The sequence below is a fragment of the Sorangium sp. So ce131 genome (genome assembly GCF_051519095.1).
In the GTDB taxonomy this organism is placed as follows: Bacteria; Myxococcota_A; Polyangia; order Polyangiales; family Polyangiaceae; genus Sorangium.
Map to the genome: position 1 here is coordinate 3,988,758 of NZ_CP150455.1, position 14,191 is coordinate 4,002,948.

At 73.8% G+C, this 14,191-nt stretch carries 10 protein-coding genes; 8 read left to right on the forward strand and 2 right to left on the reverse strand.

Going from position 1 to position 14,191, the window contains the following annotated elements:
• The first annotated feature begins 336 nt into the window (after nucleotides 1–336).
• The 7 genes from WMF43_RS14780 to cheB are packed head-to-tail and all read left to right on the forward strand — an operon-like array spanning nucleotide 337 to nucleotide 9,964.
• On the forward strand, nucleotides 337–720 hold the full coding sequence (locus WMF43_RS14780) for a response regulator (protein WP_437680829.1): 384 nt from the start codon (nucleotides 337–339) through the stop codon (nucleotides 718–720).
• Complete coding sequence (locus tag WMF43_RS14785; RefSeq protein WP_437680831.1) at nucleotides 717–2,759, forward strand: chemotaxis protein CheA; 2,043 nt, start codon at nucleotides 717–719, stop codon at nucleotides 2,757–2,759. Before WMF43_RS14780 ends, WMF43_RS14785 begins: the two co-directional genes overlap by 4 nt.
• A complete protein-coding gene (locus WMF43_RS14790) occupies nucleotides 2,756–3,196 on the forward strand; it encodes a chemotaxis protein CheW (RefSeq protein WP_437680833.1) in 441 nt (146 codons plus the stop codon). Before WMF43_RS14785 ends, WMF43_RS14790 begins: the two co-directional genes overlap by 4 nt.
• Nucleotides 3,186–5,723, forward strand: a complete 2,538-nt coding sequence (locus WMF43_RS14795; RefSeq protein ID WP_437680835.1) for a methyl-accepting chemotaxis protein — start codon at nucleotides 3,186–3,188, stop codon at nucleotides 5,721–5,723. Before WMF43_RS14790 ends, WMF43_RS14795 begins: the two co-directional genes overlap by 11 nt.
• Nucleotides 5,720–8,077, forward strand: a complete 2,358-nt coding sequence (locus WMF43_RS14800; RefSeq protein ID WP_437680836.1) for a HEAT repeat domain-containing protein — start codon at nucleotides 5,720–5,722, stop codon at nucleotides 8,075–8,077. The genes WMF43_RS14795 and WMF43_RS14800 overlap by 4 nt, the downstream gene beginning before the upstream one ends.
• A gap of 7 nt (nucleotides 8,078–8,084) precedes the next feature.
• Entirely contained in the window at nucleotides 8,085–8,912 is an 828-nt protein-coding gene (locus WMF43_RS14805) for a CheR family methyltransferase (protein WP_437680838.1), read from the forward strand.
• Nucleotides 8,909–9,964 carry a chemotaxis-specific protein-glutamate methyltransferase CheB gene (gene cheB, locus WMF43_RS14810; RefSeq protein WP_437680840.1) on the forward strand — a complete coding sequence of 352 codons (1,056 nt, stop codon included), beginning with the start codon at nucleotides 8,909–8,911 and terminating at the stop codon, nucleotides 9,962–9,964. The genes WMF43_RS14805 and cheB overlap by 4 nt, the downstream gene beginning before the upstream one ends.
• On the opposite strand, the gene WMF43_RS14815 is transcribed toward cheB, so the two are convergent.
• Nucleotides 9,961–11,190 (reverse strand): hypothetical protein, encoded by a 1,230-nt coding sequence (locus WMF43_RS14815; protein ID WP_437680842.1) that lies wholly within the window; start codon nucleotides 11,188–11,190, stop codon nucleotides 9,961–9,963. The two genes, cheB and WMF43_RS14815, sit on opposite strands and share 4 nt — an antisense overlap.
• A 423-nt stretch (nucleotides 11,191–11,613) precedes the next feature.
• Here WMF43_RS14815 and WMF43_RS14820 point away from each other — a divergent pair, with 423 nt between their 5' ends.
• Nucleotides 11,614–12,945: a PAS domain-containing protein gene (locus tag WMF43_RS14820; protein WP_437680844.1), complete on the forward strand. Its 1,332-nt coding sequence runs from the start codon at nucleotides 11,614–11,616 to the stop codon at nucleotides 12,943–12,945.
• 13 nt (nucleotides 12,946–12,958) lie between these two features.
• Here WMF43_RS14820 and WMF43_RS14825 read toward each other — a convergent pair whose 3' ends face one another.
• The gene (locus WMF43_RS14825) at nucleotides 12,959–14,188 is read right to left on the reverse strand and encodes a putative sensor domain DACNV-containing protein (protein WP_437680846.1); all 1,230 of its coding nucleotides are present in this window, start codon (nucleotides 14,186–14,188) and stop codon (nucleotides 12,959–12,961) included.
• Between the last annotated feature and the right edge of the window lie 3 nt (nucleotides 14,189–14,191).

Genomic DNA, 14,191 nt, shown 5'->3' on the forward strand with positions numbered 1-14,191 from the left:
GTCGCAGTCTTGGCCGGCGCGCTGGCGCGCCGCATCGCTCCTCGGTTCTTTCCCACCATGACCACGGACCACGTCGCTCGTGAGTAGTTCTCGTCGTACATCGACGAGCGTAGTGGGTTTCACCGAGCGGCGCGGCCGAGCCCGGTCCGGCGCCCTGCCGGGAGAGCGCGCCGCCCGCCATCGAGTCCGCCTCGCGATTTTGCCCCTTCCGAGCGCGCGACCTCGTCGCTGCTCGGGCTCACTCCGACGGGAGAAACCTGATTCTTTTCGCGGCGCTTCGCCTCGCGATTGACACCCCGCGTCCGAGCCGGCTATTCCCTGCGCTCGAGCACCGCTGTGGCCGAGATCCTCGTCGTAGATGACAGCAGGGTAATGCGCGAGATGGTCGTGGCGTGCCTGCGCTCCGAGCAGTACGCGTTCGCCCATGCGGCGAGCGGGCTCGAGGCGATTGAGACGCTCTCGCTGAGGCCCTTCGATCTCGTGGTGCTCGACCTGAACATGCCCGATATCGGGGGACTCGAGGTCATCGAGTTCATCCGTGGGCAAGACAAGCTGCGGAGCCTGCCGATTCTGGTGGTGACCACCCGCGGTGATGAGGAGTCGAGGGCCCGGGCGCTCGGCGCGGGGGCGTCCCAGTTCATGACGAAGCCCTTCACGCCCGACGCCATCCTCGGGAGCGTGCGGTCGCTCCTCGGGGATGGCGTCGCGGGCGCCGGATGAGCGACGCGCTCGACGTCGGCGAGTTCGTGGGCGGCTACCTCGTCGAGGTGGAGGAGCACCTCTCCGCCTCGACCGCCAACCTCCTCGCCGTCGAGGCGGCGATCCGCGCCGGCGAGTCGAACCCCAAGGCGATCCGGGAGCTGTTCCGCTCGCTCCACACCATCAAGGGCCTCTCCGCCATGGTGGGCGTGGAGCCGGTCGTGGACATCGCCCACGCGATGGAGACCGTGCTCCGGGCCGCGGACCGGGCGGCGGGGAGCCTCTCCGCCGCCTCGGTCGAGGTGCTGCTCCGCGGGCTCAGGGCCATCGAGGAGCGGACGCGGATCCTCGCCGCGAAGCAGCCCGTGCCGGCCGCGCCGGCGTCGCTCCTCGACGCGCTGGCCGCGCTCGAGCTCGCCGCCGCGCCGCCCCCGCCCGCGCCGGAGATCACCGCCGACCCCGAGATCCTCGCGAAGCTCGGGCCGGGCGAGCGGGTGCAGCTCGCGCAGGGCGTGGCGCGCGGGCGGCGCGCGCTGCGGGTCGACTTCGTCCCCTCGGCCGCGCGGACCGCCGAGGGGATCAACATCACGAGCGTCCGCGAGCGCGTCGGCAAGATCGCGGAGATCGTCAAGGTCATCCCGCTCTCGGTCCCGGCCACCGACCGGGCGCCGGGCGGCATCTCGTTCGCGCTCCTCGTCCTCACGAGCGCGACGGACGCGGAGCTCGCGAGCGCGGCGTCGGCCGACAGCGTCCGCCCGCTCACCGTCGAGCCGGCCGCGCCCCTCGCGGTCGCGGCCCTCTCCGAGGACGAGCCCGAGGACGCGGCGGACCGGGAGCCCCAGCTCCGCGGCGTCGTGCGCGTCGAGGTGGCGCGCCTCGACGACGCGCTCGACAAGCTGTCGGCGCTCGTGGTCGCGAGGTTCCGGCTCGCCCGGGCGGCCGCGGATCTGAGGGCGCGCGGCGTCGACATCCGCGATCTCTCGGAGATCCTGCGCGAGCACGACCGGCAGCTGCGCGACCTCCGCGGCGCCATCATGCGCGCGCGCATGATCTCGGTCACCGAGCTCCTCGAGCGGGTGCCGCTCGTCGTGCGCGGCCTCGGCCGGGCCACGGGCAAGCAGGTCCGGATCGAGATCGACGCCGGCAAGGCGGAGCTCGACAAGGCGGTCGCCGAGCGCATCTTCCCGGCGATCGTGCACCTGCTCCGCAACGCGGTCGACCACGCGATCGAGCCGCCCGCGGAGCGGCGGCGGCTCGGCAAGCCGGAGGAGGGCGTGATCCGGGTCGCCTGCTTCGAGCGCTCGAACAACCAGCTGGAGCTCAGCGTGACCGACGACGGGCGCGGCGTCGATCGCGAGGCGGTGGCGCGGCGGGCCGGCCGCCCCGTGCCGGAGACCGACGCGGCGCTGCTCGATCTCGTCACCGCGCCCGGGCTGTCGACGCTCGATCAGGCGACCAAGACGAGCGGCCGCGGGCTCGGGATGGACATCGTGCGGCGCATCGCCGTGGAGCAGCTCGGCGGCGAGCTCTCCGTGCGCACCGCGCGCGGCGCCGGCACCACCTTCACCCTCCGGATCCCGCTCACGATCACGATCGTCGACGCGTTCTCCTTCCTCTGCGGCGACCAGCCGTTCGTGACGCCGGTCGCCGGCGTGGAGGAGGTGATGGAGATCGAGCCGGCCCGGATCGTCCGCGGCCCGGCGCCGCACCGGGCGCGGGGCTCGACGGGGCTGATCGAGCGCCGCGGCGAGGCCGTGCCCCTCTTCAACCTCGGCGCCGTCTTCGAGCTCGACGCGTCCTCCGCGAGCCGGGCGCTCGTCGTGCGGCGCAACGGCGCGCCGTTCGCGTTCGGCGTGCACCGCGTGCTCGGCCAGCAGGAGGTCGTCGTGCGGCCGCTCGAGGACCCGCTCGTGCGCGTGCCGGGCGTGAGCGGCTCGACGGACCTCGGGGACGGGCGCCCCACGCTCGTGCTCGACCTCGTGGCGCTGAGCGGCAGGCTCACCGCGCCGCCCTCCTCCCACGCCGCCGCCCTCGTGCGCCGCAGCGAGGCCACCTCATGAGCGACCTGCACGTGGTCCTGAAGCTCTCGGACACCGAGTACGTCCTCTCGTGGCAGGACGTGCTCCACCTGGAGTCGTTCACCGGCGCGACCCGGGTGCCGGGGGCGCGGCCGTACGTGAGCGGCCTCATCCAGATCCGGGGCCGGGTCGTCCCGGTCGTGGATCTCCGCGCGCGCTTCGGGCTGCCGAGCGCCGAGCCAACGCTCGACTCGCGGGTCATCGTGGTGCAGAGCGGCGCCCGCACCGTGGGCCTGCTCGTCGACAGCGCGCGGGAGGTCGTCAACATCGCGGCGGACGCCCTCCGCCCGCCCCCCGAGGTGATGGCGCACGAGAGCGCCGGCTTCGTGAAGGCGGTCGCGCAGCTCGGGAAGCGGCTCGTGATGCTCGTCGACGTCGGCAGAATCATCGATGAGGAGCAGGATCATCATGGCAAGTGAGGCAATCGCGGACATCGACGGGGCGCTCGCGCAGGCGGAGCAGGCCGAGCGCGCGCTGCGCCAGGCGGTCGCGAGCGCGGCCGCGATCGAGCAGGCGGCCTCGCGGGTCGCCGCCGCCAGCGCCGAGCAGGCCGCGGCCGGCCGGGAGCACGGGGCCGCGGCGGGCGCGATCGGGGGCGAGATCGACGAGGCGGCGTCCGTCGCGCAGGCGCTCGCGCGCTCCTTCCCGCGGCTCAGCGGGGGCCTCGCCGAGGTCGCGCAAGGGATCGAGGCGACGGCGGGCGGCCTCGGCGCGCTCGGCCCGGCGCTCTCCGGCGTGAAGGGCGACGCCGACACGCTCGCGACCTCGGCGGAGACGACGGCCTCCACGCTCGAGCAGGTCGCCCGCTCGGTGAAGGGCGTGAGCGACGGCGCGGAGGAGCTCGCCTCGTCGAGCGAGGAGCTGCTCGCCGCCGTGTCGCTGACGAGCGGGAACGTGAGCGAGATGGCGACCCGCGGCGAGAGCGGCGCCGCGGCGTTCGAGGAGGTCGCGGCCACGATCGAGGAGATGTCGAAGGGCATCGGGCGCCTCTCGGCCGACGCCAAGGGGGTCGGGGCGCAGATCGCGAGCATGGCCGGGGGCGTCGCGGGCGTGACCGGGTCGCTCGAGCGCGTCGCGAAGGACGCCGTCGAGATGGCGAGCGCCGTCGAGGAGACCGCCGCGACCGCCGAGCAGATGGCGCGGTCGATCCGCGGCGTCGCGGAGAGCGCGAAGGCGCTCGACGCGAGCGCCTCGGTGACCGCGAGCACGATCACCGAGATCGCGAGCTCGATCGAGGAGGTCGCGGTGACGGCCGAGAAGAGCGCCGCGACCATCGAGGCGAACGCGGTCGCCGCCGAGGAGCTCGCGCGGACCGCGCAGCAGGTGGCGCAGAGCGCCGAGCAGATCAACACGCTCGCGGTCAGCAACGCCGCCGCCTCGTCCCAGGTCGAGGCCTCGACGCGGCGCATCGTCTCGATCGTCGAGGGCGCGCGCGCGACCGCGGAGCAGGGCGTCGTCACCGCCCGCCAGGGCGCGTCGACCGTGGGCCGGTCCATCGCCGGCCTCGGGAGCATCCGGCAGGCGATGGTCGACTCGGCGTCGGTCATGAAGGAGATGGGCAAGCGGGCCGAGGAGATCGGCGACATCGTCCAGACCATCAACCTCATCGCCGACCGCACGAACCTCCTCTCGCTCAACGCGAGCATCGAGGCCGCGCGGGCCGGGGAGCACGGGCGGGGCTTCGCCGTCGTCGCCGAGGAGATTCGGAACCTCGCGGACAGGGCCGCCGTGTCGAGCGCGGAGATCGCCAAGATCGTCCGCGCCCTCCAGGCGAGCGCCCGGGAAGCGGTGGCCGCCTCGACCGAGGGCGTGAAGGTCGCGGACGAGGGGACGCGCCTCGCGGGCGACGCCGATCGGGCGCTCGCGTCGATCCTGCAGGGGGTCGAGGAGCTCGGCCGCTCGATCCGCGACATCGATCGGGCGAACGCCGAGCAGGTGCAGACGGTGGGGTCGCTCACCCAGACCGCCGCGCGCATGAGCGACGAGGGCAAGTCGATCGCGCGCTCCGCGGCCGAGCAGACCAAGGCGATCCAGGCGCTCGCGCAGGGGAGCGCCGAGATGCGGCGCATGGCCCGGCAGACCAAGGAGGCCACGGCCGAGCAGGCGCGCGCGCTGCGCGACGCCGTGAAGAGCAACGCGCAGCTCACCTCGAGCGCCGAGCGGGTGTCGCGGGCGACCGAGGAGCAGGCGACGGGGGCGTCCCAGCTCGCGAAGGTCGCCGCGCAGATGCGCGCGCTCACGCAGCAGACCAGCGCCGCGATGACCGAGCAGACGCGCGCCCTGACCGCGATCACCACGCTGACGCAGGAGGTCGCGGGCGCGGCGCAGCGCATGATCGCCGGCCTCTCGGAGCAGGCGGGCGGGGCGGCCGAGGTGGCGCGCGTGATGGACGACCTCCGGAAGCAGTCGGCCCAGTCGGCCCGGGGGATCGTCGAGCAGGCGCGGGCCACGAAGCAGCTGGAGGCGTCCGCCCGCCAGGTCGCGAGGCTCGCGGCCGCGGTGACCACCGCGACGGCGGACCAGAGCAAGGCGACGGCGGCCCTCGCGCGGGAAGCGGACGTCGTTCGCCGCATCTCCAGGCAGACGGCGCGGGCGATGAACGATCAAGCGGAGTCCGTCGCCGCGCTCGCGTCGGGCGCGGCCCGCCACGCCTCGGCGCTGCGGGAGGTGACCAGGACGGCGTCCGATCAGGCGGCCCGGAGCGAGCAGGTCGCCGACGCGCTGGCCCGGCTGCGCGACCCGCTCCGGGCGATCCTCGCGGCCACCGCCAAGCAGGCGCGGGACTCCGGGGCGGTCGCGACCGACGCCGGCTACGTGCTGGAGCAGGTCGGCAAGATCCGGCACGCGACCGGCGCGCAGGCGGACGTGATCGCGGGCGTCGCCGCGGCCGTGACGCACCTCAGGGCGAACGGGAGGCAGCCCCACGCCCCGCCGGAGACGGCGTGAGCCCGCGGCGGCCGTCGCTCGCCGTCTCCGAGGCGGAGCGGCAGCGCGTCGCCGAGGTGGATCGCCTCGCCGCCTCCGGGCGCGCGGGGGTGCCCGCGCTCATCGAGATGCTGGCCGATCCGAGCTGGGCGGTGCGGCGGGGCGTCGTCGCGTCGCTCGCCGCGCTCGGCGACGCCGCGGTCGAGCCGCTCTGCGCGTGCCTGCGCGCGCGGCGCGACAGCGAGGCGCGCGTCGCCGCCACGGTCGACGCGCTCGTCGCGTCGCTCGGGGACGTCGACGACGCCGTGCTCGCGCTCACCGGCGACCCGAACCCCGCGATCGTCGCCGACGCGGCGCAGATCCTCGGCCGCCGCACCTGCGCGAGGGCGGTCCCCCGGCTCGCGGAGCTCACCTCGCACCCGGACGACAACGTCGCGGTCGCCGCCATCGAGGCGCTCGGCCGCGTCGGCGGCAGGTCGGCGGTCGACGCGCTCGTCGCGGCCGTCACGAGCGGAAATTTCTTCCGCGTCTTCCCGGCGATCGACGTGCTGGGCCGGAGCGGCGATCCGCGCGCGATCGGGCCGCTCTCCGCGCTGCTCGACGATCCGCGGTACCTCCTCGAGGCGGCGCGGGCGCTCGGCCGCACGGGCAGCCGGAGCGCCGTGGCGCCGCTGATGCGCCTCGTCGCGCGCCCGAGCGACGCCCTCGCGCGGGTCGCCGCCGTGGCGCTCGCCGAGCTGCGCGAGCGGTACCGCGACAGCTACGGCACGGCCGCGCCGATCGACGAGGCGCTCCGGGGCGAGGCGCCCGCGCCCGGCGCGGGGCGGCGGCTCTCCCAGAGCCTGACCGGGGCGGATCCCGGCGAGCAGGCGATGATCTGCGCGGTGCTCGGCGCCGTCGGCGGCGAGGACGCCCTGGTCGACCTGATGCGCCTGCTCGACGCCGCCCCCGCCGTGGCGAGCGCCGCGGCGGAGGCGATCGCCCAGCTCTGCCGGAGCGCGGACGCCCGGGTGCTCGCGGCGCTGCGCGACGGCGACAGCGCCCGCCGGCTGCTGCTCCTGCCGCTCGTCCGGGGCCCCGTCGCCGCCGACGAGATCGAGGCGTGCCTCGCCGATCCGGACCCGGAGGTCCGCGCGGCCGCGTGCGACGCGCTCGCGCGCGCCGCGGATCCCCGCGCGGCGCGCGCGCTGTTCCGGCTGCTCGACGACCCGAACGCCCGCGTGGGGCACGCCGCGCTGGCCGCGATCCAGACCCTGGGCGGCGCGGACGTCGAGGAGCTCGCGCTCGCGGCGGCGCGCGGCGGCACGCCGGCCGCGCGGCGCGCCGCGCTCCGGATCCTCGCCTACTTCGCGCCGCCCGCGGCGCTGCCGATCTTCGTGGAGGGCCTCCGCGACCCCGATCTGCGCGTGCGCGAGCGGGCGATCCACGGCCTCGCGTTCTTCTCGGAGCCGGCGGCGATCGACGCGCTGCTCGCGGTCGCGGCCGACGCGTCCGAGCGGGTCCGGTCGGCGGGGATGCGGGCGCTCGGCCAGGCGCAGCGGGAGCCGCGCGTCATCGACGCGCTCCTCCGAGGGCTCCGCGACGAGGACGCGTGGGTCCGCTACTACGCGTGCCAGTCGCTCGGGAAGCTCGGGTGGGAGGCGGCCGCGGGGGCGATCGCCGATCGGCTCCGCGACGAGAGCGGCCAGGTGCGCGTTTCGGCGATCGAGGCGCTGTCCGGGATCAAGGGGCCGCTCGCGCTCTCGGCGCTGGAGCAGGCGGCCCGCTCGACCGACACGGACATGCGGCGCTCGGCGCTGATCGGGCTCGGCATCGCCGGCCGGGAGGAGTCGCTGCCGACGCTGCTCGGCGCGCTGTCGTCCGAGGACGTGGCGACCCGGCTGGTCGCGGTCTCGGCGATCTCCGGGTTCTCGTCGCCCGAGGTCCTGCCCGCGCTCGTGCGGGCCGCGGGCGACGCCGACGAGAGCGTGCGCGCGGCGGCGACGGGCTTCATCGCGGCGCGGCCCGGGGTCGACGCCACGGCGAGCCTCATCGCGCTGCTCGCCGCCTCCCGCGCGCCGGGCCCGCTGCTCGCCGCGCTGTCCACGCCCGTGCCGGGGCGGGTCGAGGGGCTGCTCGCCGCCCTCGCGACGGCCGACGACGAGCTCTCGCCCCTCCTGACCGCGGCGCTCGCGCGGATGCGGCTGCCCGCGGCGAGCGCCGCGCTCCTCGAGGCGCTGCGGCTGCCGCACGCGCCGGCGCGGAAGGCCGCGGTCAGCACGCTCGCCGCCGTGGCCACGCGGGAGGCGCTCGCGGCGATCGAGCACGCCGCGCGGACCGATCCGGACCCCGAGGTGCGCCGCGTGTCCTCCTCGGTGCTCTCGCAGTGGGGGTGACGTATCCATGGTGAGCCGCCTCCCGATCTCCCCGCAGGTCTTCGCGATCTTCAGCGCGCTGATCGCCGAGAAGGTCGGGATCCACTACGAGGCGGGCGACCGCGAGCTGCTCGGCGACAAGATCTCCACGCGCGCGATCGACGCCGGCTTCGACTCGCTGCTCGATTATTACTACTACCTCCGCTACGACCCTGCGGGCGCGGCCGAGGTGGACGCGCTGATCGAGGCGCTGGTCGTCAGCGAGACGTATTTCTTCCGGGAGCTCGCGCAGATCGAGGTCGCGGTCTCGGAGCTCGTCGCGCCGCGCGTGCTCGCGGGGGAGCGGCCGCGGATCTGGTCGGCGGCCTGCGCGAGCGGCGAGGAGCCGCTCACGATCGCGATGCTGCTGGCCGAGCGGGGGATGCTCGACAAGGTCGAGCTCGTCGCGAGCGACGTCAGCGAGCGGGCGCTCGCGCGGGCCCGCGCCGGCGTGTTCAGCGCGCGCTCGCTGCGGGGCAACGCGCCGCCGCCGCCGTTCGCCGAGAAGTGGCTCCGGACGATGCCCGACCGCGTCGTCGTGAGCGACGAGCTCGTCCGGGCCGTCCGCTTTCAGCGGGTCAACCTGCTCGACACGCCAGGGATCGCGGCGCTCGGGACCTTCGACGTCATCGTCTGCCGCAACGTGCTCATCTATTTCCACGACAACACGGCGCGCTGGGTGGTGAGCAACCTCTCGGGGGCGCTCGCCGTGGGGGGCTTCCTCCTGGTCGGCGTGTCCGAGTCGCTCCTCCGGCTCGGCACCGCGCTCGCCTGCGAGGAGCGGAGCGGGGCGTTCATGTACCGGAAGGTGGTGTGACGGTGGGCGCGCCGAGCCTGATCCGCGTGCTCGTCGTCGACGACTCGGCCTTCGTGCGCAAGGTGCTCCGGCAGGTCCTGAGCGCGAACCCCGCGATCGAGGTCGTCGACGTCGCGCTGGACGGCCTGGACGCGCTGGAGAAGATCGCGCGCCTCAAGCCGGACGTGATCACGCTCGACCTCGTGATGCCGAACCTCGACGGCCTCGGCGTGCTCGGGGCGCTGCCGCGCGAGGGCGCGCCGCGGGTGATCGTGGTGAGCAACGCCGAGGCGGACAGCGAGCTCGGCGTGAAGGCGCTCCTCGGCGGCGCGTTCGATCTGGTCGAGAAGCCGACGTCGCTCGCGACCGACCGCCTGTTCGGCCTGGCGGACGAGCTGGTCCGCAAGGTGATCGCGGCGGGCGCGGTCGCCGCGGTCGCGCGGGTCACCCGCGAGGCGCCTCGCCCGCCGCAGCCCGCGCCGGGGGTCGCGCTCGCGGCGGCCGGGCGCACGCGCCTCGTGGTGGTCGGCACGTCGACGGGCGGCCCGCAGGCGCTCACCCGGCTGTTCACCGCGTTGCCCGGCGACTTCCCCGTCCCGATCGTCGCCGCGCTGCACATCCCCGCCGGCTACACGGAGTCGCTGGCTCGCCGCCTGGACGAGGCGAGCGCCATCTCGGTCGTCGAGGCGTCCGACGGCCTGGAGCTGCGGCCGGGGCTCGCGGTCGTCGCGCGCGGCGGGACGCAGCTCGAGGTCCGGCGCCGCCTGGATCGCACCAGCGTGCATTTCGCGGAGGCGTCCGCGGCCCACGTGTACTGTCCGTCGGTGGATCTGCTCTTCACGAGCGCCGCGGCCGAGGTCGGCTCGGGCGTGCTCGCGGTCGTGCTTACGGGCATGGGCGACGACGGCCTCGCGGGCGCCCGCGCGATCCACAAGGAAGGCGGTCGGATCCTCGCCGAGTCCGAGTCGTCCTGCGTCGTCTACGGCATGCCCCGCCGCGTGCTGGAGGCGGGCCTCGCCGCCGCCCAGGCCCCCATCGACGAGATGGCCTCTCTCCTGCGAACCCACCTTTAGCGCGGCGGGGCGTGGGCCATCGAAGGAGGGGCGGGCGCGAGGTCGTCCAGGGCGGGGGCGGGGCGCGGGGTGAGGCGCAGCATGCGGACGGCGAAGAGGGCGAAGAAGAGGTAATGGGCGAGGAGGAAACGCTCCCAGAAGGCCGGGAAGAGGAGCGTGCGGACCACGAGGTGCAGCAGCATCAGGGCGACCACCACCACCCAGGGATCCTTCAGCGTCAGCTTGCCGCCGGCGCGCACGTAGGACGCCGCGGCGATCGCCAGCACGAGAAGATACAGCACCGCGTAGCTCACGAGCGCGTCGGGGAGGAGGCCCGTGACGACCACCCGCACGTAATCGTCCAGGCCGACGGGGGCAGGGGCGGACGCGGGGTAGACGAGGTGGTTGATGAAGGTGTGATGAAAGAGCGTCCGCCAGCCATAACCGCCGAGGCGGCTGACCACGGCATAAGCGGCCAGGATCGCCGCCGAGGAGGCGGCGAACCGCAGCAGCCGCACGCGCAGGCGCTCGCCGCGATCGAGGACGAGCAGGCCCGCCGAGAGCATCAGCCCGAGGATCGCGCTGTCGTGCCGCACGAACACCGCGGCGGTGAGGATCGCGAACGCGAGGCGCCAATTGCGCTTCTCGAGGAGGACGTACACCGCGGCCACCACGAAGAACGCCGCGAGGCCGTCCGGCGTCGGAATGCGCGCGGCCTGCGTGAAGGGGAAGCTCAGGAAGACGAAGCTGCTCACCAGGACGGCGCTCACCGGATCGAGGTAGCGCCGCATCCAGATCAGGCCGAGCAGCGAAAGGAGCGCGTACGATAACGCCGCGACCGCGGACGCCGCGTGCACGACGTTGACCCCGCCCTTGTAAAGCAGGTAGACGAGGCTCGAGAAGATCACCCGCACCCGGTAGAACGGGAGCTGCTCGACGAATGCGTCCGGAGCCTGCGCGAGCTCGGCGCGGTATGGCGTGCCGCTCGTCAGCTCCTCGACGTCGTCCTCCCGCGCGGCCTCGCGGAGCGCGCCATACGCGCCGCCGTGAATGACGGCCGGATCGCGCGACTCGTACGACAACACCACGCCGGCGTAGCCGAGCACGTCCCAGCCGACCTGCGGCGAGACGACCCCGCCGAGGCCAGCGACGCACGTAACAATGACGAAATACACCACGGCCGCGAACCGTCGCGACCAGGGACGATCGTGCTCGCCCCCGCTGCCCGTCAGCTCCGTAGACACCATTGCCGCCCCCGAATTGACTTTCGTTGACCTCTCCGGCCCCCGCCGCAGGGACCGGGTGGATGGCCTGGCGCACGCTGTCGGCTGTTCCCCTCGCCAGACCGAGCGACTAAGTGAATCTATGTAGACGCGTACATGATCCCACAGGGGTGCAATGCGTCAAGAGCCTGGACGTCGGGAACTTGCCGATGTCTGCGCAGGGACGGGAGCGGCAGGCGGCAGGAGGCGGCACCTGAATACCGTCTGCAACGTTCTCGTTATCGTGCAGCTATCGTGCAGTCGAGGCGGAATCTGGGGGTGTCTTCACGATTCATTGGGTGATTCCCATCGCGCCGCTGGGGAGAGGCGCGATGTCCGGGGACGTGTTGCGCCCGGGACGTTAAATGCTTGATCACCGCGAGCGTTCGCCCTTAGGATGCAACGATCATGGGATTGCCAGCTTCGTCGTCTCAGGTCGGATCTGCGGAGGTGGAGGGCGTCGCGGCAGCGTCGTACGAGCTCCTGAAGCGCGCTCCTTTCCCGGTGATCTCCCACGACGCGGCGCTGGTCATCACCGGATGGAACGAGGGAGCCGCCCGGTGCTTCGGGTACGAGGAGGAGGAGGCCCTGGGCCGGAGCGTCACCGATCTCGTGCTCTCCGGGGAGCCGGGCGAGGCGTGGCGTCGCTCCCTCGCGGACGGCGCCGCGCCGCGGGTGTTCACGTGTGCCCGGAAGGGGGGCGGCACGGTGGCGTGCGAGTGGCGTCGCCAGGCGGTGCTCGACGAGCGAGGCCGCTCGACATCATGGCTCTGCATGGCGGTGCCCGCGCCGAGCGAGCCCGCGCCGGGCGAGCTCGCGCCGAGCGAGCCCGCGCCGAGCGGCTCTGTCCCGCCGCCCTCGCTGGCGGAGCGGATCCTGAATGTCGTCATGAACACGCTCCCCATCGCGATCTGGGCCGTCGACAGGCAAGGGACGTACATCTTCCACGACGGCAAGGGCGTCGATCTGGCGGGCGCGCAGCGACGATCGTGGCTCGGCCTGAACTGCTGGGACATGTGGGCCAACCACGAAGGCGCGGCGGAGATCCTGCGCCAGGTCCGGGCGGCCATGGAGGAGAAGCAGAGCAGCCATTCGTTCGCGTCGACCATGGACCATCACTGGGAGAGCTGGTGCCTCCCGGATGAGGACGAGCACGGCGAGGTCGAGGCCGCCATCGTCCTGACGCTCGACGTCACCGAGATGCGGCAGACGGAGAACGAGCTGCGCGCGAAGCTCCAGCTCATCCAGCGCCAGCAGCAGCTCATCCAGCAGCTCTCCACCCCGATCATCCAGGTCTGGGACGGCGTGCTCACGGTCCCGCTCGTCGGAATGGTCGACAGCGCGCGGGCCACAGAGCTGATGGACAACCTGCTCGGCGCGGTGAGCCGCTCCTCGGCGCGTTACGCGATCATCGACCTCACCGGCGTCGAGACCGTGGACACGCAGACGGCCTCCTACCTCATCGGCCTCGTCCGGGCCATCCGCCTCCTCGGCGCCGAGGCCGTCATCACGGGCATCCGCGCGACCGTCGCCCAGACCATCGTCTCGCTCGGCGTGGAGCTCTGCGGGATCCCGGTGCACACGAACCTCCGCTCCGGGCTCCAGCATTGCATCCGGCAGATGGCGCAGGAGGGGCGCCTCGCGAAGGGCGCTGGCGCGCAAGTCGTCCAGGGCGGCCAGGTCGGCCAGAGCGCCGAGCGGCGCGACGGACCCAAGAACGGGCTCGGGCGGGCGACGTGAAGGGCCGCGGGCCTCAGAGCGGCCAGTAGACGACCTTCCCGTCGATCTCCTGGAACGTCGCCGCGTTGCCGTCCTGCGAGACGATGAAGGCGATCCGGTCCGGGTACCCCGACACGAACGCCGCCGCCGCGCGGTGGCGCGTGCCCCGCGCGTCGAGCGCCCAGCTCTCGTCCATCCGCTGGTTCGGGGTCGCGGTGAAGACCTCGGCGATGATCGCCTTCGGCGGGGGCAGCTTCGCGCCGAAGGCGAGCACGTCGAGGCAATGGCTCATGACCACCGCGCCGTCGACGGTCGTCATCCTGACGATTTGATCCAGCATCCGGTGGACGCGCTCCGACGTCTGCAGCGCGTGGTCCGCGCCGCGCGGCCGCCTCTCCAGCGCGGGCCGCGGATCCGGCGCGGCGTCCGCCGTGTGGGCGTCGGACATCTCGAGCAGCGCCGCGCCGAAGCCGACCGGCGGCGCGAGCCGCTTCACCTCGGTGTCGAGCTGATTGCCGTCCTCGCAGAAGAGCTGCGGCAGCCCCTCGCCGGGGCCGAGGATCGCGAGCAGGCCGCCGCGGCCGAGCTCGACCATGCCGTCGACGATCCGCAGGAGGTAGTTGCGCACGTGGCGGATGAGCGGTCTCGCCTGCACCCGCAGGACGGCCTTCTCGATGGAGTCGAGGTGAGGGCGGTGCTTGGGCATCCAGGTGCGCAGGGCGCCGCGCTCGTACCGGACGATCTCCCACTCTCCGCGGAACACCGCCGCCACGCCGGGCTTCGGGGCGACGACGCGGACGAGCTGATCGAGATCCGAGAACTGCCGGCGATGCGGCGTGACGATGCCGGCGATCACCAGCGCTTCGTCCATCGCCGCGCCGCCCTCGCGCGCGCCCTCGTGGGGCACCACGGCGAGGCAGGACCGCGGCCACGCGCACGCGGAGGCCAGGTTGGCGACGTGCTGCACGTCGAACGCCACCGTGGACGCGAGCCGCACGAGATCCCAGGACGGCCGCTCGGACTCGAAGGCGGCGAGGCTGCCGGCGAAGACCGCGCCCACGGGGTTCGAGCGGCCCTCCTCCGTCGCCGTGGACGCGAAGAACATCGTCTCGATGAGCCGCGTCAGGACAGCGACAGGAGGGTCCGGCGGCGCCGCGCCGGGAGCGAGGCTGGACCTCGCGGCCAGGCGCTGCGCCGAGACCTGCGACTGCGTGTCCAGCTCGACGAACGCGGCCGCGACATCCGCAGGATACTTGGGGCGCATGGT